This is a genomic window from Nocardia sp. CDC159, from assembly GCF_023740735.1.
Lineage (GTDB): Bacteria > Actinomycetota > Actinomycetes > Mycobacteriales > Mycobacteriaceae > Nocardia > Nocardia pulmonis.
On sequence record NZ_JAMRXH010000010.1, the window covers coordinates 38452 to 60982 of the forward strand.

Annotated in this window: 20 protein-coding genes; 17 read left to right on the forward strand and 3 right to left on the reverse strand. The window is 69.5% G+C overall.

Annotated elements, in window-relative coordinates; genetic code table 11:
• Window positions 1-68 precede the first annotated feature (68 nt).
• From pyrR to NDR87_RS22175, 14 genes are all read left to right on the forward strand, one after another.
• Complete coding sequence (gene pyrR / locus NDR87_RS22115) at window positions 69-704, forward strand: bifunctional pyr operon transcriptional regulator/uracil phosphoribosyltransferase PyrR (protein WP_251915146.1); 636 nt, start codon at window positions 69-71, stop codon at window positions 702-704.
• Entirely contained in the window at window positions 701-1666 is a 966-nt protein-coding gene (locus NDR87_RS22120) for an aspartate carbamoyltransferase catalytic subunit (RefSeq protein WP_251915144.1), read from the forward strand. Before pyrR ends, NDR87_RS22120 begins: the two co-directional genes overlap by 4 nt.
• Window positions 1663-3009, forward strand: coding sequence for a dihydroorotase (locus tag NDR87_RS22125; protein WP_251915142.1), 1347 nt, complete (start codon window positions 1663-1665; stop codon window positions 3007-3009). Before NDR87_RS22120 ends, NDR87_RS22125 begins: the two co-directional genes overlap by 4 nt.
• Before the next feature lies 1 nt (window position 3010).
• The gene (locus tag NDR87_RS22130; protein ID WP_251915140.1) at window positions 3011-3520 is read left to right on the forward strand and encodes a transporter; all 510 of its coding nucleotides are present in this window, start codon (window positions 3011-3013) and stop codon (window positions 3518-3520) included.
• Complete coding sequence (carA, locus tag NDR87_RS22135) at window positions 3517-4635, forward strand: glutamine-hydrolyzing carbamoyl-phosphate synthase small subunit (RefSeq protein ID WP_251915138.1); 1119 nt, start codon at window positions 3517-3519, stop codon at window positions 4633-4635. Before NDR87_RS22130 ends, carA begins: the two co-directional genes overlap by 4 nt.
• A complete protein-coding gene (gene carB, locus NDR87_RS22140; protein ID WP_251915136.1) occupies window positions 4635-7943 on the forward strand; it encodes a carbamoyl-phosphate synthase large subunit in 3309 nt (1102 codons plus the stop codon). Before carA ends, carB begins: the two co-directional genes overlap by 1 nt.
• 148 nt (window positions 7944-8091) lie before the next feature.
• Window positions 8092-8223 (forward strand): hypothetical protein, encoded by a 132-nt coding sequence (locus NDR87_RS37425; protein ID WP_286013902.1) that lies wholly within the window; start codon window positions 8092-8094, stop codon window positions 8221-8223.
• Window positions 8220-9044 carry an orotidine-5'-phosphate decarboxylase gene (gene pyrF / locus NDR87_RS22145; protein ID WP_251915134.1) on the forward strand — a complete coding sequence of 275 codons (825 nt, stop codon included), beginning with the start codon at window positions 8220-8222 and terminating at the stop codon, window positions 9042-9044. Before NDR87_RS37425 ends, pyrF begins: the two co-directional genes overlap by 4 nt.
• Window positions 9045-9625: 581 nt before the next feature.
• Window positions 9626-9943, forward strand: coding sequence for an integration host factor, actinobacterial type (mihF, locus tag NDR87_RS22150; RefSeq protein ID WP_251915132.1), 318 nt, complete (start codon window positions 9626-9628; stop codon window positions 9941-9943).
• A gap of 8 nt (window positions 9944-9951) precedes the next feature.
• Window positions 9952-10533, forward strand: coding sequence for a guanylate kinase (gmk, locus tag NDR87_RS22155; protein ID WP_251915130.1), 582 nt, complete (start codon window positions 9952-9954; stop codon window positions 10531-10533).
• A gap of 93 nt (window positions 10534-10626) precedes the next feature.
• Complete coding sequence (rpoZ, locus tag NDR87_RS22160; RefSeq protein ID WP_195111994.1) at window positions 10627-10902, forward strand: DNA-directed RNA polymerase subunit omega; 276 nt, start codon at window positions 10627-10629, stop codon at window positions 10900-10902.
• A gap of 51 nt (window positions 10903-10953) precedes the next feature.
• Window positions 10954-12171, forward strand: coding sequence for a bifunctional phosphopantothenoylcysteine decarboxylase/phosphopantothenate--cysteine ligase CoaBC (coaBC, locus tag NDR87_RS22165; RefSeq protein ID WP_251915128.1), 1218 nt, complete (start codon window positions 10954-10956; stop codon window positions 12169-12171).
• Window positions 12172-12422: 251 nt separating this feature from the next.
• Complete coding sequence (gene metK / locus NDR87_RS22170; protein ID WP_251915126.1) at window positions 12423-13637, forward strand: methionine adenosyltransferase; 1215 nt, start codon at window positions 12423-12425, stop codon at window positions 13635-13637.
• Between the two features lie 306 nt (window positions 13638-13943).
• Complete coding sequence (locus tag NDR87_RS22175) at window positions 13944-16472, forward strand: primosomal protein N' (RefSeq protein WP_251915124.1); 2529 nt, start codon at window positions 13944-13946, stop codon at window positions 16470-16472.
• A gap of 246 nt (window positions 16473-16718) precedes the next feature.
• On the opposite strand, the gene NDR87_RS22180 is transcribed toward NDR87_RS22175, so the two are convergent.
• The 3 genes from NDR87_RS22180 to NDR87_RS22190 form a co-directional block, all read right to left on the reverse strand.
• The gene (locus NDR87_RS22180; RefSeq protein WP_251915122.1) at window positions 16719-17369 is read right to left on the reverse strand and encodes a response regulator transcription factor; all 651 of its coding nucleotides are present in this window, start codon (window positions 17367-17369) and stop codon (window positions 16719-16721) included.
• A complete protein-coding gene (locus tag NDR87_RS22185; RefSeq protein WP_251915120.1) occupies window positions 17366-18538 on the reverse strand; it encodes a sensor histidine kinase in 1173 nt (390 codons plus the stop codon). Before NDR87_RS22185 ends, NDR87_RS22180 begins: the two co-directional genes overlap by 4 nt.
• 85 nt (window positions 18539-18623) lie before the next feature.
• Window positions 18624-19112, reverse strand: a complete 489-nt coding sequence (locus NDR87_RS22190) for a hypothetical protein (RefSeq protein ID WP_251915118.1) — start codon at window positions 19110-19112, stop codon at window positions 18624-18626.
• Between the two features lie 176 nt (window positions 19113-19288).
• Here NDR87_RS22190 and lanKC point away from each other — a divergent pair, with 176 nt between their 5' ends.
• From lanKC to NDR87_RS37435, 3 genes are all read left to right on the forward strand, one after another.
• Window positions 19289-21910 carry a class III lanthionine synthetase LanKC gene (lanKC, locus tag NDR87_RS22195; RefSeq protein ID WP_251915116.1) on the forward strand — a complete coding sequence of 874 codons (2622 nt, stop codon included), beginning with the start codon at window positions 19289-19291 and terminating at the stop codon, window positions 21908-21910.
• A gap of 153 nt (window positions 21911-22063) precedes the next feature.
• Complete coding sequence (locus NDR87_RS37430; RefSeq protein ID WP_286013904.1) at window positions 22064-22186, forward strand: hypothetical protein; 123 nt, start codon at window positions 22064-22066, stop codon at window positions 22184-22186.
• A 156-nt stretch (window positions 22187-22342) separates the two neighbouring features.
• Entirely contained in the window at window positions 22343-22468 is a 126-nt protein-coding gene (locus NDR87_RS37435; protein ID WP_286013905.1) for a hypothetical protein, read from the forward strand.
• Window positions 22469-22531: the final 63 nt, after the last annotated feature.

The following is a 22531-nucleotide window of genomic DNA, read 5'->3' on the forward strand; positions in this document are numbered from 1 at the left end:
CTGCTAGCATTCTCCGCCGGAAGACATCCTTTAAAGGACCGTCCAGAGAGGCGGGGAAGGAGGTCGGCATGAGCGTGCCCGAGGATCGGGCCGCCAGGTCGAGCGCGGGCGAATATTCGCAGCGGCACGACCCCGAGTGGGTGCGGGCCGGGCGTGAATTGTTGTCCGCCCAGGATGTCGGCCGAACCATCGCGCGCATGGCGCATCAGATCATCGAGAAGACCGCTCTCGATTCCTCGGACCCGAGCGTCCCCCGGGTGGTGTTGATCGGAATCCCCACGCGCGGAACGGGTTTGGCTTCGCGCCTGGCCGACCGGATCGAGGAGTTCTCCGGCGTGCGCCCGGCCGTGGGCTCGCTGGACATCACGCTGTATCGCGATGATCTGCGCAATCGCCCGCATCGCCCGCTCGAGCGCACCTCGGTGCCCGAGGGCGGGATCGACGACGCGCTGGTGGTTCTGGTCGACGACGTATTGTTCTCCGGCCGCAGCGTGCGCTCGGCCCTGGACGGCCTGCGCGATCTGGGCCGCCCCCGCGCGGTGCAACTGGCGGTGCTCATCGACCGCGGCCACCGCGAACTGCCCATCCGCGCCGATTACGTCGGCAAGAACGTGCCCACCGCCCGCAGCGAGGACATCTCCGTGCTCTTGACCGAACACGACGGCCGCGACGGCGTCTACCTGCATCAGGGGGAGGAGAAGTGAGACATCTTCTCTCCGTCACCGATCTGGATCGCGCCGCCGCCACCGAATTGCTGGACGATGCCCAGCGTTTCGAGCAGGCGCTGCTGGGGCGCGAGGTGCGCAAGCTGCCGACGCTGCGCGGGCGCACGGTCATGACCGTGTTCTTCGAGAACTCCACCCGCACCCGGGTCTCGTTCGAGGTCGCGGGAAAGTGGATGAGCGCGGATGTGATCAATGTCAGCGCGTCGAGTTCCTCGGTCTCCAAGGGGGAATCGCTGCGCGACACCGCGCTGACCCTGCACGCCGCGGGCGCGGACGCGCTCATCGTGCGGCATCCGGCCTCCGGCGCGGCCCATCAGATCGCCCGCTGGTTCGGCGAATTGGAAACGGGCAGAGGCGGTTACGCGGGGACCGGCCCGGCGATCATCAATGCCGGGGACGGTATGCACGAGCATCCGACCCAGGCCCTGCTCGACGCGTTCACCCTGCGCCAGCGCCTCGGCGATCTGGACGGTAAGCGGGTGGTCATCGTCGGTGACATCCTGCACAGCCGCGTCGCGCGCTCGAATGCGTTCCTGCTGAACATCCTCGGGGCCGAGGTGGTGCTGGTCGCACCGCGCACGCTGCTGCCGGTCGGCGTGGACGCCTGGCCGGTGCGGATCTCGCATGCGCTGGACGCCGAGCTGCCGGGCGCCGATGCGGTGATGATGCTGCGCGTGCAGGCCGAGCGGATGAACGGCGGCTTCTTCCCGTCGGCGCGCGAATACTCCATCAACTACGGACTGAACGAGCGGCGGATGGCGCTGCTCGACGAGCATGCGGTGGTGCTGCACCCGGGCCCGATGCTGCGCGGCATGGAGATCGCGTCCGCGGTGGCCGATTCGCCGAAGGCGGCGGTGCTGCAGCAGGTCACCAATGGCGTGCACATGCGCATGGCGGTGCTGTTCCGCCTGCTGGTCGGAGCCGAAGAGGTGGTGGCGTGAGTAACGTAGTGATCAAGGATGTGCGCCTCTACGGCGAGGGCGATCCGGTCGATGTCCTGCTGACGGACGGTGAGATCCGCGATATCGCTTCGGATTTGGGTGAGGTCGACGCCGAGGTCGTCGACGGCACCGGCCAGATTCTGCTGCCGGGCTTCGTGGATCTGCACACGCATCTGCGCGAGCCGGGCCGCGAGGACACCGAGACCATCGAAACCGGTTCCGCCGCGGCCGCACTCGGCGGCTACACCGCGGTGTTCGCCATGGCCAACACCAGTCCGGTCGCCGACAGCGTCGTGGTCACCGACCACGTGTGGCGGCGCGGGCAGGAGGTCGGCCTGGTCGACGTCTATCCGGTCGGCGCGGTCACCATAGGCCTCGAGGGTAAGCAGCTGGCGGAGATGGGCACCATGGCCGCGGGCGAGGCCGGGGTGCGGATGTTCTCCGACGACGGCCACTGTGTCTACGACCCGCTGATCATGCGCCGGGCGCTCGAATACGCGAACTCGCTCGGCGTGCTGATCGCCCAGCACGCCGAGGAGCCGCGGCTGACCAAGGGGGCGGTGGCGCACGAGGGCCCCAACGCCGCGCGACTGGGCCTGCAGGGCTGGCCGCGGGCGGCCGAGGAGTCGATCGTGGCCCGCGACGCGCTGCTGGCCCGCGATGCCGGGGCGCGCGTGCACATCTGCCACGCCTCCACGGCCGGGACCGTCGAACTGCTGAAATGGGCCAAGGCCCAGGGTATTTCGATCACCGCCGAGGTCACCCCGCACCACCTGCTGCTCGACGATTCGCGGCTCGAGACCTACGACGCGGTGAACAAGGTCAACCCGCCGCTGCGCGAGGCCTCCGACGTTCAGGCGCTGCGTCAGGCGCTGGCCGAGGGTGTGGTGGACTGTGTGGCCACCGACCACGCCCCGCACGCCGAACAGGACAAGTGCTGCGAATTCGCCGCCGCCCGCCCCGGCATGCTGGGACTGGAGACCGCGCTGTCGATCGTCGTCGAGACGATGGTGCGCACCGGACTGCTCGACTGGCGTGGCGTCGCCCGGGTGATGAGCGAAAACCCCTCGCGCATCGCGGGTCTGGACGATCAGGGTCGGCCGCTGGCGGTCGGCGAGCCGGCCAATCTGGTGCTGGTCGATCCGGAGACGGAATGGACGGTGCGGGCAACGGAGCTCGCGAGCATTTCCAACAACACGCCGTTCGAGGCGATGACCCTGCCCGCGCGGGTGACGGCGACGTTCCTGCGCGGACGGATCACCGCGCGCGACGGCAAGGCACAACAGATGCGAGCGCCTGACGACGGGAGCGGCCCGTCGCTGGCCGGGAGAATGAGAGCCTGACATGGAGCGAACGCTGTGGGTGCTCGGGCTGCTGGCACTGTTTGTGCTGTGCCTGTGGCTGATGTATCGGGCCTGGCAGAAGAAGGCGCGTAAGCAGGCGGCGTCGATCGGCGAATTGCCCTCGGTGCCACCGGAATTGGGTGCGCAGCTGCTGGAGCCCACCACGGGCCTCTACACCGGGACCACGCTGGCTCCCAGCTGGCAGAACCGGATCGCGGTGGGCGATCTGGGGTTCCGGGCCACGGCGGAGCTCACCCGCTTCGAGCGCGGGATTCTGCTCGAGCGCGACGGCGCGTCGCCGCTGTGGATTCCGAGCGAGTCCATCACCGCGGTGCGCACCGAGCGGGGCCATGCGGGCAAGGTAATGACAGCAGATGGTGTGCTGGTGATTCGCTGGAAGCTGCCGACCGGAACCGAGGTGGACACCGGATTCCGCGGCGACGACAAGACGGTGTATCCGGCCTGGACGGGCAGCGCGACCAGTACGACGACAGGAGACGAGAAAGCATGAGCGGTGCTACCGCTGTGATGGTGCTGGAGGACGGTCGCGTATTCCGCGGCGCGCCCTTCGGCGCCACCGGAGAGACGCTGGGCGAGGCGGTGTTCTGCACCGCGATGACGGGTTATCAGGAGACCCTGACCGACCCCAGCTACCACCGCCAGATCGTGGTGGCCACGGCCCCGCAGATCGGCAATACGGGTTGGAACGACGAGGACGACGAGTCGCAGAAGATCTGGGTCGCGGGCTACGCCGTGCGCGACCCCGCCAAGCGTTGCTCCAACTGGCGCGCCACCACCACGCTGCAGGCCGAGCTGGAGCGTCAGCGGGTGGTCGGCATCGCGGGCATCGACACCCGCGCGCTGGTGCGCCATCTGCGCAGCCGCGGGTCGATGAAGGCGGGCATCTTCTCCGGCGCGGCCGCCGCCGCCTCGACCGAGGAGCTGCTGGCCCGGGTGAACGGTCAGCCCTCGATGCTGGGCGCGGATCTGGCCGCCGATGTCAGCACCGGCAGCGTCTACACCATCGAGCCCTCCGGTGAGCACCGGTTCACCGTGGTCGCGGTCGATCTGGGCATCAAGACCAATACCCCGCGCATGTTCGCCGAGCGCGGTATGCGGGTGCACGTGGTGCCCTCGAACGTGACGCTGGACCAGATCAAGGAACTGAACCCGAACGGGGTGTTCCTGTCCAACGGCCCGGGCGACCCGGCCACCCAGGACGCCGCGGTGGATCTCACCAAAGCCGTTCTGGGCGAGGGTCTTCCGCTGTTCGGCATCTGCTTCGGCAACCAGATCCTGGGCCGCGCGCTGGGCCTGAAGACCTACAAGATGAAGTTCGGCCACCGCGGCATCAATGTGCCGGTCGTCGATCACGCCACCGGGCAGATCTCGATCACCGCGCAGAATCACGGTTTCGCGGTCGAGGGTGAGGCCGGGCAGCGCTTCGACACCCCGTTCGGTACCGCCGAGGTCAGCCACACCTGCGCCAACGACGGCACGGTCGAGGGCGTGCGACTGACCGACGGCCGCGCCTTCTCGGTGCAGTACCACCCCGAGGCCGCCGCGGGTCCGCACGACGCCGCCTATCTTTTCGACCGCTTCGCCGGTCTCATGGAGGGAGCCTGATGCCACGCCGCGAGGATCTGAAGCACATCCTGGTGATCGGCTCGGGCCCGATCGTGATCGGCCAGGCCTGCGAGTTCGACTACTCCGGCACCCAGGCGTGCCGGGTGCTGCGGTCGGAGGGCCTGCGGGTGTCGCTGGTCAACTCCAACCCGGCCACGATCATGACCGATCCGGAATTCGCGGACTCGACCTACGTCGAGCCGATCACCCCCGAGTTCGTCGAGAAGGTCATCGCCAAGGAGCGTCCCGACGCGATTCTGGCGACGCTGGGCGGCCAGACCGCGCTCAACACCGCCGTCGCGCTGCACGAGCGCGGGGTGCTGGAGAAGTACGACGTCGAGCTGATCGGCGCGGACTTCGACGCCATCCAGCGCGGTGAGGACCGGCAGAAGTTCAAGGACATCGTCGCCAAGGTCGGCGGCGAGAGCGCGCGCTCCAGGGTCTGCTACACCATGGAGGAGGTGCGCGAAACCGTTGCGGAGCTGGGCTTCCCGGTGGTCGTGCGGCCCTCGTTCACCATGGGCGGGCTGGGTTCGGGCATGGCCTACAACGACGCCGACCTCGATCGCATCGCCGGCGGCGGCCTGGCGGCCTCGCCGACCGCGAACGTGCTGATCGAGGAGTCGATCCTCGGCTGGAAGGAATACGAGCTCGAGCTGATGCGCGACGGCCGCGACAACGTCGTGGTGGTCTGCTCGATCGAGAACGTGGACCCGATGGGCGTGCACACCGGCGATTCGGTGACCGTCGCGCCCGCGATGACGCTCACCGACCGCGAGTACCAGAAGATGCGCGATCTGGGCATCGCCATCCTGCGCGAGGTCGGCGTGGACACCGGCGGCTGCAACATCCAGTTCGCGGTCAACCCGCGCGACGGCCGCCTGATCGTCATCGAGATGAACCCGCGCGTGTCGCGCTCGTCGGCGCTGGCCTCCAAGGCGACCGGCTTCCCGATCGCCAAGATCGCCGCGAAGCTGGCCATCGGCTACACCCTCGACGAGATCGTCAACGACATCACCAAGGAGACTCCCGCCTGTTTCGAGCCGACGCTCGACTACGTGGTGGTGAAGGCGCCGCGGTTCGCGTTCGAGAAGTTCGTGGGCGCGGACCCGACCCTGACCACCACGATGAAGTCGGTCGGCGAGGCGATGAGCCTGGGCCGCAACTTCTCCGAGGCGCTGGGCAAGGTGCTGCGCTCGCTCGAGACCAAGGCCGCGGGCTTCTGGACCCAGCCCGACGGCAAGTGGACCGACGTCGCCGCGATCCTCGACGATCTGCGCGTGCCCACCGAGGGGCGTCTGTACCAGGTGGAACGGGCCCTGCGGCTGGGCGCGAGCATCGAGGACGTCGCCGCCGCCTCGGGCATCGACCCGTGGTTCGTCGCCGAGATCGCGGGCCTGGTCGATCTGCGCGTGGAGATCCTCGCCGCGCCCGTGCTGGACGAGCCGCTGCTGCGCCGGGCCAAGCACAACGGCCTGTCCGATCGCCAGATCGCCGCGCTGCGACCGGAATTGGCGGGCGAGAACGGCGTGCGCGAGCTGCGCCACCGGCTCGGCATCCGGCCGGTGTACAAGACCGTGGACACCTGTGCCGCGGAGTTCGAGGCCAAGACGCCGTATCACTACTCGAGCTACGAGCTGGATCCGGCCGCCGAATCCGAGGTCGCCCCGCAGCGCGAGCGCGAGAAGGTGATCATCCTCGGCTCCGGCCCGAACCGCATCGGTCAGGGCATCGAGTTCGACTACTCCTGCGTGCACGCCGCGCACACGCTGCGCGAGGCCGGGTACGAGACGGTGATGGTCAACTGCAACCCGGAGACCGTGTCGACCGACTACGACACCGCCGATCGCCTCTACTTCGAGCCGCTGACCTTCGAGGATGTGCTCGAGGTGTACCACGCCGAGCGCGAATCCGGCACGGTCGCGGGCGTGATCGTGCAGCTGGGCGGGCAGACCCCGCTGGGTCTGGCGCAGCGGCTCACCGACGCCGGGGTGCCGGTGGTCGGCACCTCCGCCGCGGCGATCGACCTGGCCGAGGACCGCGGGGAATTCGGGCACGTGCTGGTGGACGCCGGGTTGCCCGCGCCCAAGTACGGCACCGCGACCACGGTCGAGCAGGCCAAGAAGATCGCGTCCTCGATCGGCTATCCGGTGCTGGTACGGCCGTCCTACGTGCTGGGCGGGCGCGGGATGGAGATCGTCTACGACGAGACCTCGCTCGAGGGCTACATCTCCCGGGCCACCGAGCTGAATCCGGAGCATCCGGTGCTGGTCGACCGGTTCCTGGAGGACGCCATCGAGATCGACGTCGACGCGCTGTGCGACGGCGAGGAGGTCTACCTGGGCGGAGTGATGGAGCACATCGAGGAGGCCGGTATCCACTCCGGTGACTCGGCGTGCGCGCTGCCCCCGATCACCCTGGGCCGCAGCGATATCGAGGCCGTGCGGCGCTCGACCACCGCGCTGGCCAAGGGCATCGGCGTGCGTGGCCTGCTCAACGTGCAGTACGCGCTCAAGGACGATGTGCTCTACGTGCTGGAGGCCAATCCCCGGGCCAGTCGCACCGTTCCGTTCGTGTCCAAGGCCACCGCGGTGCCGCTGGCCAAGGCGGCGGCCCGGATCATGCTGGGCGCCAGCATCGCCGAGCTGCGCAAGGAGGGGATGCTGCCCGCCGAGGGCGACGGCGGCCACGCGCCCATGGACGCGCCGGTAGCGGTCAAGGAGGCCGTGCTGCCGTTCCACCGGTTCCGCCGCCCGGACGGCTCGGGAATCGACTCGCTGCTGTCGCCGGAGATGAAGTCGACCGGCGAGGTGATGGGCATCGACGCCGACTTCGGCACGGCTTTCGCAAAGAGTCAGACCGCGGCCTACGGCTCCCTGCCGACAGGGGGTACGGTGTTTGTGTCGATTGCCAACCGCGACAAGCGAGCGATGGTGTTCCCGGTCAAGCGGCTGCACGACCTGGGCTTCCGGATTCTGGCTACCGAAGGAACGGCGGAGATGTTGCGGCGCAACGGAATTCCGTGTGAACGGGTGCGTAAGCACTCGGAGCCCACGCCTACCGACGCGCCGACGATCGTCGATCGGATCAAGGACGGCGAGATCGACATCGTGTTCAATACCCCTTACGGCAATTCCGGGCCCCGGGTCGACGGCTACGAGATCCGGACCGCCGCGGTGGGAGCGAACATTCCGTGCATCACCACGGTGCAGGGCGCGGCCGCGGCCGTGCAGGGCATCGAGGCAACCATCAATGGCGGTATCGGGGTGCGCTCACTGCAAGAGCTGCACGCCGTGCTGCGCGGCTGAACTGATACAGGAGAGGACTACTACGGTGGGAGCCATCGGGTTTGGGGCAGGTGCCCGGCCGGTGGGCGCCGGACGGGTCAAGCCCCGTCGGCGTCGGACTGTCGAAACCGGTGAGGCGGTCTTGCCGGGCGGCGGAGACATCCGGGGCATGCGGAAGGTCGGCGGATATTCGACCGTCGGTTTTCGGGCGACCCCGCCCATGGGCCGCAAACCGTGGATCGAGGAGGTCGACGCCGAGCCGGAACTGGCGGTGGCCGGTGCCGACGCGGAGAGCCGGTGACCTCGTTCGGTGAGCGGTTGCGCGATGCCACCGCACGGCACGGTGCGCTGTGCGTGGGCATCGATCCGCATCCGCCGCTGCTGCGTGCCTGGGGTCTGACCGAGGACGTCGAGGGGCTCAAACGCTTCGCCGACGCCTGCGTCGAGGCCTTCGAGGGGCAGGTGGCGATCGTGAAGCCGCAGGTGGCGTTCTTCGAGGCGTACGGCTCGGGCGGGCTCATGGTGCTCGAGGACACCATCGCCGCGCTGCGGTCGGCCGGAACGCTGGTGCTGGCCGACGCCAAGCGCGGCGATATCGGCTCGACCATGGCCGCCTATGCGGCGGCCTGGCTCGGCGATGGGTCGCTGGGCAGCGACGCGGTCACCGTATCGCCCTATCTCGGCTTCGGATCGCTCACGCCCGCAATCGAATTGGCGATGGTCAACGAGCGTGGCGTGATCGTGCTGGCGGCCACCTCCAATCCGGAGGCCGCCCCGCTGCAGCGCACGGTGACCGCCGACGGCCGCAGCATCGCCCAGACCATGGTCGACGACGCGGCCGCCTGCAATGCCGGGGCCGCGTTCGGTTCGGTCGGCGTGGTGATCGGCGCGACCCTCACCGAGGCCCCGGATCTGAGCAAGCTCAACGGGCCGATCCTCATGCCCGGGGTCGGGGCGCAGGGCGGGGGAGCGGAGTCGATCCGGGCGATCGTGCCGCCGGAGAGCTACGCGGCGGTGCTGCCCGCAGTGTCTCGCGAGGTGCTCGCGGCCGGGCCGTCGGTCGCGGCGCTGCGGACGCGGACGCATCAACTCGCCGAGGAGTTCGCCTTTCTGCAGGCATGAGCGGGTGGACGCCGGGTCCCGATGCCGGGCGCGCGATACCGGACCGGTCTCGAAAGAGACCGGTCCGTTCTGTTTGTATGGCCCGCCAGCGTGTTCGAACCTCCGATCGAACGGGAGAACTACAGCGGTGTGTTTTCCCGCGTCAGCGGGGCTGTGAGGCGGTATTTCGACCCCCGCCCGCGTGGCTGCCATCGATTCGGTCATCCGACCCGGAGCGGCGTGGGACGTGATGAGCGACACGCAGGGGCAAAAATTCACGACACGCCGACGAATCCAAGAAAATTCCTGGTCGCGCGATAACAGCCCGATTACGACAGCCACGGGTACCCCGGCTGTACTGCGACAACGCCGGTCGGAGGGGGAAAAATCCCAGGTCACGCCGTGAATCGCGAGATCGGGCGTAGGATCTGCGCTATCGGTCCGATCGGGCGCGACGCGGCGTCCGCACGCGCGATACCGTGCCCGAATCCCGCGCTGACCTGGGGGGTGGGTTCGCAATCGGCGCGAGGCGTGGGTACGGTCGCACAGACCGCCGGGTTACCGGCGGGAGATGAAGCAATGAACGATGAGACGGAGGAACCGTGGCCCTTCCCCAGCTGACTGACGAGCAGCGCGCCGCTGCTTTGGAGAAGGCGGCTGCCGCGCGCAAGGCTCGGGCGGAGCTCAAGGAGCGCTTGAAGCGTGGCGGCACCGACCTGAAGACGGTCCTGAAGGACGCCGAGACCGACGAGGTGCTGGGCAAGATGAAGGTGTCGGCGCTGCTGGAGGCCCTGCCCAAGGTCGGCAAGGTCAAGGCCGCCGAGATCATGAGCGAACTCGAGATCGCGCCTACCCGTCGCCTGCGGGGTCTGGGCGATCGGCAGCGCAAGGCGCTGCTGCAGAAGTTCGACCAGGCCTGATCACGAGGGTGGTCGAGCACACGCAGAAGGGTCGGCTGGTAGTACTGGTCGGCCCCTCGGCCGTCGGCAAGTCCACGATCGTCCGGTGTGTCCGAGAACGACTGCCGGACTTGGTCTTCAGTGTGTCGGCCACCACCCGGGCCCCGCGGCCCGGGGAGGTCGACGGCCGTGACTACCGCTTCGTGACCCGGGCCGAGTTCGACGCCATGATCGAAAAGGGGGAGTTGCTCGAGTGGGCCGAGATTCACGGCGGCCTGCAGCGGTCGGGCACCCCGGCCGCCCCCGTGCGCGAGGCGCTGGCCGCCGGGAAGAACGTGCTGGTGGAGGTCGACCTGGAGGGGGCGCGCCAGATCCACAAGGTGATGCCGGAGGCGCACCTGGTCTTCCTCGCGCCGCCCAGCTGGGAGGAACTTGTCGCCCGTCTGACCGGGCGCGGCACCGAGTCGCCGGAGGTCATCGAGCGGCGGCTGCAGACCGCGCGGATGGAGCTGGCGGCCTGTGACGAGTTCGACACCGTGATCGTGAACGACGAGCTGACCAGCGCCTGTGGGCAGTTGGTATCGTTGTTCGTTAGCACAAATTCGATGTAGACGGAATCCCTCGTTCCGTCAGTGGAACATCGGGTAGCCCGTCGGCCCCGGCGCAGCCGGGACTCATCCACACGACCCGCAGGAGCCTCACCAGTGAGCGACACCAAGACCGTGCCCGCGTACGACACCCCGGTCGGCCTGACCAACCCTCCGATCGACGAGCTGCTCGAGCGCACGTCGTCGAAGTACGCGCTGGTCATCTACGCGGCCAAGCGGGCGCGCCAGATCAACGACTACTACAACCAGCTCGGCGACGGCATCCTCGAGTACGTGGGTCCGCTGGTCGAGCCGGGCCTGCAGGAGAAGCCGTTGTCGGTGGCGCTGCGCGAGATCCACGCCGACCTGCTCGAGCACTCCGAAGGCGAGTAACGGCGACACCGCCGCCCACCACAGCACCCGGACCCGAAGAGGCGTAGTCAGATGCGGATCGTTGTCGGCGTGGGCGGCGGAATCGCCGCCTACAAGGCCTGCTCTCTCATTCGCAAATTCACCGAGACCGGGCACCACGTCCGCGTGATCCCGACCGAGTCGGCGCTGCAGTTCGTCGGCAAGGCGACCTTCGAGGCGCTGTCCGGAAATCGGGTCGATACCGGCGTTTTCGCCGATGTCCCCGAGGTTCCGCACGTGCGGATCGGCCAGGAGGCCGACCTCGTCGTGATCGCCCCGGCGACCGCCGATCTGATGGCGCGCGCCGCGATGGGCCGCGCCGACGATCTGCTCACCGCCACGCTGCTGACCGCGCGATGTCCCGTGCTGTTCGCCCCGGCCATGCACACCGAGATGTGGGAGCATCCGGCCACGGTCGCGAACGTGCGGACGCTGCGCGCCCACGGGTCGATCGTGATGGAACCCGCCGCCGGCCGGCTCACCGGCGCCGATACCGGTCCCGGGCGCCTACCGGAGCCCGAGGAGATCTTCGCCCTGGCCTCGTTGCTGCTCGAGCGCGCCGACGCGATCCCGCGCGATCTGGAGGGCCGCCGCATCGTGGTGTCGGCGGGCGGTACGCGCGAGCCGCTGGATCCGGTGCGGTTCCTGGGCAATCGCAGTTCGGGGAAGCAGGGCTATGCCATGGCGCGCGTGGCCGCCCAGCGCGGCGCGCATGTGATCTTGGTCGCGGGCAATACCATCGGACTCGAACCCCCGGCGGGGGTCGAGGTGGTGCACGTCACCACCGCCGAGCAGATGGGTATCGCCGTGGACAAGCACGCCACCGGCGCCGACGCGGTCATCATGGCCGCCGCGGTCGCCGACTTCCGACCCGCCAACGTCGCCGCCGCGAAAATCAAAAAGGGTGCGGGAGAACCGGATTCGATCGAGCTCACCAAGAACCGCGACATCCTCGCCGGGCTGGTGGCCGCGCGACGCGACGGGCGACTGCCCGGGCTCGCGATCGTCGGATTCGCCGCCGAGACCGGCGACGAGCACGGCGATGTGCTCACTCACGCCCGTGCGAAACTGAAGCGGAAGGGCTGTGACCTGCTGGTTGTCAACGCGGTCGGCGAGGGCAAGGCCTTCGAGGTGGACAACAACGACGGCTGGTTATTGGGTGCCGACGGCACCGAACAGGCCCTCGATCACGGGTCGAAGGCATTGTTGGCCAGCCGCGTGCTGGATGCGCTGGGCCCCCTGCTGCGCTGACGCGCGGGGAGCTTCGGCCTATCCTGCAATTGGCACGCAGTGCACAATGGGCATTGCATGCATTAGCGCACCGGCCGCCGAAACGGAGCCCTGTGGAGGTGTTGTCGCTGGTGGGGGCGTCGCAGCAGCGGCGTCATCGCCCACCCCGTCGGTGGTTTGGAATAGTCTGAGTCGAAGGATTGCGCGATGACGTCATGCCGTTACCGTCGCAGTCCTGAGACGAGAAACCCGTTGAGGGAGAGGGATTAACTGTGCGCACGTCCGGTAGCCGGCTATTCACGAGTGAGTCCGTGACCGAGGGTCACCCGGACAAGATCTGTGATGCCATCAGCGATTCCATTCTCGATGCGCTGCTCGCGCAGGATCCGCGCAGCCGAGTCGCGGTGGAGACCTTGGTCACAACAGGTCAGGTCCATGTAGCGGGTGAGGTCACCACCTCCGCATATGCCGACATCCCCACCATCGTGCGCGACAAGGTGCTCGAGATCGGCTACGACTCGTCGGCCAAGGGCTTCGACGGCGCGTCGTGCGGTGTGAACGTCGCGATCGGCGCGCAGTCGCCGGATATCGCCCAGGGCGTTGATGTTTCGCACGAGGCGCGCGTGGGCGGCTCCGACGACGAGATCGAGAAGCAGGGCGCGGGCGACCAGGGCCTGATGTTCGGTTACGCCACCAAGGAGACCCCCGAACTGATGCCGCTGCCGATCGCGCTGGCGCATCGGCTGTCGCGGCGACTGACCGAGGTCCGCAAGTCCGGCGTGCTGCCGTACCTGCGTCCCGACGGCAAGACCCAGGTCACCATCGAATACGACGGTGCGCGGCCGCTCCGGCTGGACACCGTGGTCATCTCCACCCAGCACGCGGCCGATATCGACCTGGACAACCTGCTCGCGCCCGATATCCGCGAGAAGGTCGTGGACTCGGTGCTCGCCGAACTGGAGCTGCCCGAACCGCTGGACACCTCGAACATCCGGCTGCTGGTGAACCCGACCGGAAAGTTCGTCCTGGGCGGGCCGATGGGTGATGCGGGCCTCACCGGCCGCAAGATCATCGTCGACACCTATGGCGGCATGGCCCGCCACGGTGGCGGCGCGTTCTCGGGCAAGGATCCGTCGAAGGTCGACCGCTCGGCCGCCTACGCCATGCGCTGGGTCGCCAAGAACGTGGTCGCCGCCGATCTGGCCGACCGGGTCGAGGTGCAGGTCGCCTACGCCATCGGCAAGGCCGCCCCCGTCGGCCTGTTCGTCGAGACCTTCGGCACCGAAAAGGTCGATCCGGCAAAGATTTCCGCCGCCCTGGCCGAGGTCTTCGATCTGCGCCCCGGCGCGATCATCCGCGACCTGGACCTGCTGCGCCCGATCTACGGCCCGACCGCGGCCTACGGCCACTTCGGCCGCACCGATGTCGACCTGCCCTGGGAGCACACCGACCGCGCGGACAAGCTCCGCGCCGCCGTCGGTCTGTAAGGTGGCCTGCGTGGATATGTCGACCTGCCCTGGGAGGCTGCATCCGATGTGTGCGGACAAGCTCCGCGCGGCTGTGGGTCTGTAAGGTGGCCTGCGTGGATATGTCGACCTGCCCTGGGAGGCTGCATCCGATGTGTGCGGACAAGCTCCGCGCCGCCGTGGGTCTGTAAGGTGGCCGGCGTGGATATGTCGACCTGCCCTGGGAGGCTGCATCCGATGCGCGCGGACAAGCTCCGCGCCGCCGTCGGCCTCTAATTGGCCACCCCGGCGCCGGAAGCGGCGGCAGTCGCGCGCCCCATCGCGCGCGTGCTGCCGCTGCTCGAACCGGCCCACCTCGACCGGGATTTCGACTACCTGGTCCCCCCCGACCTGGACGCGCTCGCCCAACCCGGCGTGCGCGTCCGCATCCGTTTCTCGGGCCGCCTGATCGACGGCTTCATCCTCGAACGCCTCGAAACCTCCGACCACACCGGCAAATTGGTGCGCCTGGAGCGAGTGGTGTCGGGCGAGCGGGTACTGACGCCGGAGATCCTGCGCCTGGTCAACGCGGTGGCCGCCCGCTACGCCGGAACGCGCGCGGACGTGCTGCGGCTGGCCATTCCGCCGCGGCACGCGAAGGTGGAGGCGGAGACGCCGGGCGGGAAGAAGTCTGCGGCATCCTCCGAAACGTCTCCCCCTCAGGCTGATTCGCCGACCTCGGCCGCCCCTCGCGCGGCGGTGCCGCAGGCAGCCCATGAAGCGGAACCCGTCGACGAGACGGCTCCCGCTGCGGTGCGGCATGGGTATTCGGCCGAAACCGGGTCCGTTGCAGCGGCTTCCGTCGAAATGGTGCCTGTCGCCGCTCCTCCGGCCGAGGTGGATCATGCGGTCGATACTTTGCCTGGTGCCTCCTTCGAAAAGCGGCTGGCTCCCGGTGGTGTCGAGTCCGCCCGTGCTGCTTCCGCCGATGCCGAGTCGGCCGTCGCTGATCTCTCCGGTGTCGAGGCTGCTCCCAGTACTTCCCCAGTGGCGGAGGGCCATTCCGATTCCCCTGCCCGGACGGAGTCCGGGCAGGGGGCTGAGGGCGTTGACGTTTCGCGGTTTCGCGGGTGGGGGAAGTACCGGCATGCGGAGTCGTTTTTGGCCGCGCTGGGGCGGGGGCGGGGGCCGCGGGCGGCTTGGCAGGCGGTGCCGGGGGAGGAGTGGGCGCGGCGGTTGGCGGAGTTGGCCGCGGTGACCGTCGAGGGTGGACGGAGTGCGGTGCTGGTGGTGCCGGATCAGCGGGATCTGGATCGGGTGCTGGCGGCTTGTGTTGAGCTGGTGGGGGATTCGGTGGTGGGGCTGGCGGCGGGGTTGGGGCCCGCGGCGCGGTATCGGCGGTGGTTGGCCGCGTTGCGTGGGAGTGCGCGGGTGGTGGTCGGGACGCGTAGTGCGGTCTTCGCGCCCGTGCGGGATCTCGGATTGATTGCCATCTGGGACGACGGGGACGATATGTACGCCGAGCCGCGGGCGCCGTATCCCCATGCGCGGGAGGTGGCGATGCTGCGGGCGCACGAGACGGGGGCGGCGTTTCTGGCCGGTGGGTTCTCGCGGACCGCGGAGATCCAGGCCGTGGTCGAAACCGGTTGGGCGCATGACCTGCTCGCGGATCGGGCCGTGGTGCGCGAGCATATGCCGCGGATCAGCGCGCCCGGCGACAGTGACATCGCCCTGGAACGGGATCCGGTCGCGCGGGCGGTCCGCATCCCGGGTGTCGCATTCACCGCGGCCCGCAAGGCGCTGGCGGCGGGGGAGTCGGTCCTGGTCCAAGTTCCCCGGCGCGGCTATGTCCCGGCCCTCGCCTGCGCGAAATGCCGGGTCCCCGCGCGTTGCCGTCATTGCAATGGACCGCTGGCCCTGCCGGACAACGCGCCCACGGGTCGCGCGAGAAGTGCGGGGGCACAGGATCGAACGGGCCGGGGTGAGCGCGGGGCCGACGAGCGAGTGAGCGGCCTCCGAGAGGGCGGTCATCCGGGCGGACGCGCGCGGTTCCTCGATGCGCGTGCTGCGGGAGTCTCCCTCGCGCGCGATGCGTCCGATGCCGTCGCGCACAGTCCGAGCTGTCGGTGGTGCGGTAAGACCGAGGCCGCGTTTCGATGCGGTTCGTGTGGGTCGCGGGCGTTGCGGGCGGTCGTGATCGGGGCGGCGCGTACGCAGGAGGAGTTGGGGCGGGCGTTCCCGGGGGTGCCGATTCGGGGCTCCGGCGGTGCGGCCGTGCTGGATTCGGTGCCCGAGGGGCCACAGGTGGTCGTGGCGACCATCGGGGCGGAGCCGGTCGCGCCGGGCGGTTACGGGGTGGGGCTGTTGCTGGACGGTTGGGCGTTGCTCGGGCGCGCGGATCTGCGCGCGGCCGAGGACGCGTTGCGCCGGTGGATGTCCGCGGCCACGCTGGTCCGCCCGACCGGTCAGGTGATCGTGATGGCCGATCCGGCCGTTCCGACCGTGCAGGCCCTGGTGCGCTGGGATCCGGTGGGCCACGCCGAATTCGAGCTAGCCTCCCGCACCGAGGTCCGCTTCCCCCCGGCCGTCCGCCTGGCGGCCATCGACGGCACCGCCGAATCCATCGCCGAATTGCTCGGCGAGGCAAAGCTTCCCGCCGAGGTCGAGGTCCTCGGCCCGGTCCCCCTGCCCTTCGGCGCCCGAAAGCCGTTCTCCTCCGGCGATTCCCCCACCGAGGTCGAGCGCATGATCCTGCGCGCCCCCCGCCCCTGCGGCTCCGCCCTCTCCCGCGCCCTCACCGCCGCCCAGGCCGTCCGCAGCACCCACCGCTCCGACGCTCCCTTGCGCGTCCAGATCGATCCGATCGACATCGGCTGACCCCGCACCCCGGCCTGGCGGCCGTGGTGCGGGGACATGTGTGGTGAGTGCGTGGTGCGGGGACATGTGTGGTGAGTGCGTGGTGCGGGGACATGTGTGGTGAGTGCGTGGTGCGGGGACATGTGTGGTGAGTGCGTGGTGCCGGGACCTGTGGTGAGCGCGTGGTGCGGGGACTTGCGTGGTGTGTGCGGGCGCGGGGACTTGCGTGGTGTGTGCGTGGAGCGGGGTACGGGGGGAATGGGATGGTCAGCTCATGAGTCCACTCTGATAGGCCAGTACGACGGCCTGGGTGCGGTCGCGGGAGTGGGTCTTGGCGATCACGTGCGCGACGTGCGTGCGGGTGGTGGCCTCGCTGATGAACAGTTCGGCGCTGATCTCGGTGTTGGAGCGGCCCAGGGCCATCAGTCTCAGCACCTCCTGTTCCCGGGCGGTCAGGCCCGAGAGCGTGGTCGGGGCCAGGGCGGCCCGGGGTCCGGCGCGGCGCAATGCCCCGAGAACACCGCCCACGATGGCGGGATCGAGCCACCCCTCGCCCGCGGCGCAGCGGCGCACGGCCTGGACCAGATCGGCGGGTGCGGCCTGTTTGAGCAGGAAACCGCTCGCCCCGGCGGCGAGCGCCTCCTGTACAGCGGTGTCCTCGTGGAAGGTCGTGAGCACGAGAACCGCCGGTGCGCCCGGAATTTCGGTGATCGCCCGGGTGGCCCCGATACCGTCCAGGATCGGCATCCGCAGATCCATCAGGACAACCTGGGGCGCAAGGGTTTTCGCGGCCTCGATCGCGGCCGCGCCGTCACCGGCCTCGCCGACCACCTCGATATCGGGTGCGGTGCCGAGCAGCAGGACGCAGCCCGCGCGCACCAGCGCCTCGTCCTCGGCGACGAGCACGGTGATCGTCATGACAGCTCCATCGGCGCGTCGGCGGTGGTGGGCAGGGTGGCGCGGACGCACCAGCCGTCGCCGTCCGGCCCGCTGCTCAGCTCCCCGCCGACGGCGTCCAGCCGTTCGCGTAGCCCGCGCAGCCCATTGCCGGTCGACAGCCCCGCGGCGGGTGTCGCGCTGCCGCCGGAGCTGCGGACCAGCAGTTCCAGCGCGTCCTCGGTCCACGTGATGTCGAGTGAGACGGTCGCGCCCGGCCCGGCGTATTTGGTGGCGTTGGTCAGCGACTCCTGCACGGTTCGATAGGCCGCGAGGTCGGCCTCGGGGTCCAGCGGCCGGGCCGCTCCGGTGACCTCGCTGCACACCCGCAGCCCCGCGCGGCGCGCGGATTCCAGCAGCCGCTCGACATCGGCGAATCGGGCGTGCGGCGCGTCGCCGGAGTCGCTCGAGCGCAGCAGCCCGAGCATGGAATGCAGTTCGGACATGGCCTGGGCCCCGGCCTGTTCGATGACCTCCAGCGCCTGCCGCACGCGCGGATCACCCCCGGCCGACAGCGCGCGAGCGGCCCCGGCGTGCAGCATCATGCCCGCGACCGCGCCGGTCACACTGTCGTGCAATTCGTGCGCGAGCCGCAAACGCTGTGCGGCGAGCGCCCTTTCGGCCGCCGCGGCCAGTCGTTCCCGCTCGGCGCGCGCATGCTGCTCACGGGCGTAGGCCAGCCTGCCCAGACCCCAGGCGATGGACAGGATGATCGCCCAGGTGCCGACGGCCGTGCCGACATCGCGCACCTGGTCTCCGGATGCACCGGATTGTCCGGACCGATAGCTGAACAGCCCGAGCGGCAGGGCGGACGCGACGAGCACGAGCCGGGCGGTGGACGCGGGCACCCGGCTCGCCACCGTATACGCGGCCACCAACAGATAGGCGAACGGATAGTACTCCGGCACCGCGAGATTGACGCCGGTGTACAGCCACACCACCATCCACACCCCGAGCGGGAACCGCTGCCGCATCAGCAGCGCCGCACCCAGGCCCACGGCCGCGACGGGCACCGCCCACAGCGGCAAGCGCGAACCGGTGATCAGATCGCGATCGCCCGCCCAGAAGGCTAGATCCACCCCGCAGGTGACGAGCACCAGTGCCGCGTCGGCGATCCGGCGACGCGGAACAGGCCCCGGCCACCGCATCATGAACAGCAGTTTCCCACGAATCACGGCGGCGGGTCGCCCGTTCACCCCGTCTCACCAGCCGAAACAGTCCCGCACGGAAGGGTTTTCAGCCACCGCCGAAGAGTTTGGCCAGCCACCGGATGGGATCGTCCGCCGGGGTTCCGCCACCGGATTCGGCCTCGGCGATCAGCTCCTCGAAGGTCGGCTCGTGCGGCGGCGGGATCTCGTCGAAGACCCGGCGCACCCCCGCGACGATCTCGGCGTCGCTGGGCTCCAGGAATTGTTCGAAATTCAGCGGATCGTCGGGTAATTCGAGGGGCACACCCCGCACCGGCGCGGTCGAACCGAACGCGAGCTCGAGCAGCACCAGCTCCGGATCGTCGGGAATCACCCGCACCCGGGCGACGTCGATGACCTCGCCGATATCGCGCTCGGCGTCGAACACACCCACCCGCAGTGCGCGCGAGGCGTCGGCCAGCGCGCGATTGAGCGGCGGATGGACCAGCGCGTACTCCGGCTCGAGCAGCGTTGCCACCCCGAGGAACCCACCGGTTGCCCCGGCGTCGCCGACCGCGTACACGACGACCTTCGTCATGCGCAGCAGTGTCGCACGAACGGCGGGTCTACCGCGGCGCGATGACGGATCTCATCGCCTCGCGGTAATCGCGGAACACCACCTCGCTCCGATTCGCGCGAGCCCCGCCCCCGGCCATTCTTTAGTCGTTCGATTCCACCGGCGACCAGGCCGAATCCGAGAAGGGCAGCGGCACAATGCTTCAGGACGCGGCGTTCACCTTCGCCCACCCCGACTACTACGAACCCTTCGAGCGCACCGATCCGGGCCGCCGGTACAACCCGACCCGCCCGCCCGCGGGCTGGACCCGCCGCGAGTTCGAGGTGTGGACCCAGTGGACGCCGCCGCATGCCGAACTGCCCGAGCAGGGCTGGAAGGTGCATGTGTCGAGCTCGCTGGCCACCGCGCAGCAGGTGCTCGACGTGGTGAGCGCCGCCTGCGCCGAACTCGGAGTCGCCTTCAAACATCTCACCGGGAAGCAGTACTTCCTCTGGCTGCACGGCAAACACGGCAGCCGCGTGCAGAGCGGCAAGTTCTGCGCACTGTATCCGCCGACGCCGCAGCTGGCCTACGCCCTGCTGGAACGGCTGGAACGCGAATTGGCCGGTGTGGCCGGGCCGTACGTGCTCACCGACCGGCGGTTCGGCTCCTCGCGGTGCGTGTCCTACCGCTACGGCGCGTTCCGTCCACGGCACCGGCTGCAGGCCGACGGCACCCGGGTGCCGGTGATGCTCGCCCTCGACGGCACCGAGGTCCCCGACGAGCGCCGCCCCGAATTCCTGCTGCCCGCGGGCATCGCCGACCCGTTCGGCGCGGTGCCCGAGACGGACGGGGAGGAGGAGGTGAGTTTCCACGGCTACACCTTCGAGAACGTGCTGCAGTCCAGCAATGCCGGTGGCGCGTACCGGGCTCGCCGCGCGGACGGCGACGTCGTCTTCGTGAAGGAGGCCCGCGCGCACAACGGTTACGCCGGTGACGAGGATGCCCGCGTGCGGCTCGAGCGCGAATATCTGACGCTGCGCGCCCTGCACGCCGCCGCGCCCGGGCTGGCCCCGGAACCGGTCGAGCTGTTCACCGAGTGGGAGCACACCTTCCTGGTCACCGAATTCGTGCCCGGCCGCACGCTGAGCAAGTGGATGGTCGCGACCTCGCCGCTCATTCGCGCGGGGGAGGATCGGGCGGCGTTCACCGCCTACTACCGGCGCTGCACCCACATTCTCGATCAGCTTGCCGCGCAGCTGGAGACGCTGCACGAGCTCGGCTACGCCTTCGTCGACCTGTCGCCGGGCAATATCCTGGTCGGCGACGACGACACCGTGCGGCTCATCGACTTCGAGGCCGCCCAGCCCGTCGACCATCCCCTGGGCCTGCTCGGCACGCCCGGCTACGAACCACCGGAATCGCGGTCGCCCGGCGCGCGGGCCAAGACCGATCCGCTGCGCGTGGACGCCTACGCGCTGACCGCGATCGCGCAGCTGCTGATCTTCCCGATGCACGAGGCCGCGCGGCGCAGTCCGGAAACGCTGGCCCACCTGTATGCCGAATTGGCCGAATTGTGCCCGCCCCCAACGGATCTCTGGGCGACGGTACTGCGATCGCAGCCCGCGCCGCGGGTCCTGCGCCTGCCCGCGCCCGCGCAGGTGCGTTCGGCGCCGGGCGACGCGGTGCGCTGGCTGCGCGACCGCACGGCCGAGGCGCTCGAGCGCATGGCCGAGCCGGACAATCCGCGCTGGGTGTATCCGACCGCGCCGGAGGGACTGCGGTCCAATGCCCGATGCGTGGCCCACGGTACCGCGGGCGTGCTGCACGCGCTGCGCGCCGCCGGTCGCGAGATCGACCCGCGGGTGGTCCGCAGGCTGCGGGACGACGCGCTGCGCGAGCGGCATGCGACCGGGCCGGGGCTGATGTCCGGCAATGCCGGAATCGCCTGGGTCCTCGACGATCTCGGCGAGCGCGACGCGGCGACGACCCTGCTCGCCGCGGCGAGCACGCATCGGCTCGCGACCGAGGCGGCGAGCTGGGGCGGCGGTGCGGCGGGGGTCGCCATGGCCCACCTGTCGTTCTTCCACCGCACCGGCGATCCGGACCACCTCGACCGGGCGCAGCGGCTGCTCGACGCGGTGCCCGACGGCGACGCGCTGATCCCGCTGCTCGGCCCGGATCAGCCGTCCGGGCTCGTGGCGGGACGGGCCGGTATCGCCCTGGCGCTGTACTATCTGTCGGAATTCACCGGCGCGCGTGCGCCGTTCGAGCGCGGGCTGCGGTTGCTGCGTGACGAACTCGGCTACGCCGAGCCGATTCCGGTGGGGGCCATGGGTTTCCGGGTCTCGGCCACCGACCGCCGCAATATGCCGTATCTGGCCTGTGGCAGTGCGGGATTCGGCTACGTGCTGGCGCGCTATCTCGCCCGCCGCCCCGATCCCGAACTCACCGAACTCCTGCGCGCCTGCGTGCGCGCCGTGGGCATTCGGTTCACCGCGGCCCCGGGACTGTTCCAGGGGCAGGCCGGTACCGCACTCGTACACACCGAACTGGCCGCCCGTTTCCCGGACGAGCACTTCCTGTCCGATCCGGCGGCCCGCGCGACCGCGCTGTTCAAATACGCGATCGCTGGTGCGACCGGCGTGCGCTGGCTTGGTGGGCGCGGGCAGCGGCTCAGCGCCGACCTGGCCTCCGGTTCCGCCGGAATCCTGCTGGCGCTGCAGCACGCGACCGCCGGTGTCGCCGATCCGCTGTTCACCCTCGACCACTGCCTCGCGTCCGCCGATCGGTTCGGCCGGGTCGGGCAGCTGAGCGAAATCACCGACGGGAGGAGGTGAACGACATGACCAAAGTGCTTCGGCTGCAGCTGCAGTCGGACCCGGAGCTCGGCGACGACGCCCCCCTGAGCTCCTACAGCGAGCATCACTGCAACAACGCCGAAGAGCAGGCTATCTGACCCGAATCCACACCCCGGAAAGGAGGTGAACGACATGACCAAGGTGCTGAAGCTGCAGCTGCAGTCCGATCCGGAGCTCGGTGACGACGCGCCCATGAGCACCTACAGCGAGGCCCACTGCGGTGGCGGTGGCGGCTGCGCGGACGAGGCGCTCTGAGCGCGGAGGTGACGCACATGACCAGCGTCCTGAAACTCCAGGTCCACACCGATCCGGAGTTCGACGACGACATCCCGATGAGTGCCTTCAGCCTGCATCTGTGCGGCGTAGAGCAGCTCTGAACCGACAACGACATCACGAGAGGAGGTGAACGACATGACCAAGGTGCTGCGGCTGCAACTGCAGTCGGATCCGGAGCTGGGCGATGACGCCCCGATGAGCTCCTACAGCGAGCACCACTGCGGTGGCGGTGGTGGCGGCGGCTCGGAAGAGGCGCTGTAGTCCGACCACATCGCCGGGCGCAGGATATCCGCGCCCGGCGAAGTCTCTTGTACGGCAAGCGAA

Bases quoted from the DNA above. Each gene is read 5' to 3' on its own strand.
- pyrR (WP_251915146.1), top strand. From the start codon at position 69: ATGAGCGTGCCCGAGGATCGGGCCGCCAGGTCGAGCGCGGGCGAATAT.
- NDR87_RS22130 (WP_251915140.1), top strand. From the start codon at position 3,011: ATGGAGCGAACGCTGTGGGTGCTCGGGCTGCTGGCACTGTTTGTGCTG.
- carA (WP_251915138.1), top strand. From the start codon at position 3,517: ATGAGCGGTGCTACCGCTGTGATGGTGCTGGAGGACGGTCGCGTATTC.
- carB (WP_251915136.1), top strand. From the start codon at position 4,635: ATGCCACGCCGCGAGGATCTGAAGCACATCCTGGTGATCGGCTCGGGC.
- NDR87_RS37425 (WP_286013902.1), top strand. From the start codon at position 8,092: ATGCGGAAGGTCGGCGGATATTCGACCGTCGGTTTTCGGGCGACCCCG.
- coaBC (WP_251915128.1), top strand. From the start codon at position 10,954: ATGCGGATCGTTGTCGGCGTGGGCGGCGGAATCGCCGCCTACAAGGCC.
- NDR87_RS22180 (WP_251915122.1), bottom strand. From the start codon at position 17,369: ATGACGATCACCGTGCTCGTCGCCGAGGACGAGGCGCTGGTGCGCGCG.
- NDR87_RS22185 (WP_251915120.1), bottom strand. From the start codon at position 18,538: ATGATGCGGTGGCCGGGGCCTGTTCCGCGTCGCCGGATCGCCGACGCG.
- NDR87_RS22190 (WP_251915118.1), bottom strand. From the start codon at position 19,112: ATGACGAAGGTCGTCGTGTACGCGGTCGGCGACGCCGGGGCAACCGGT.
- lanKC (WP_251915116.1), top strand. From the start codon at position 19,289: ATGCTTCAGGACGCGGCGTTCACCTTCGCCCACCCCGACTACTACGAA.
- NDR87_RS37430 (WP_286013904.1), top strand. From the start codon at position 22,064: ATGACCAAGGTGCTGAAGCTGCAGCTGCAGTCCGATCCGGAGCTCGGT.
- NDR87_RS37435 (WP_286013905.1), top strand. From the start codon at position 22,343: ATGACCAAGGTGCTGCGGCTGCAACTGCAGTCGGATCCGGAGCTGGGC.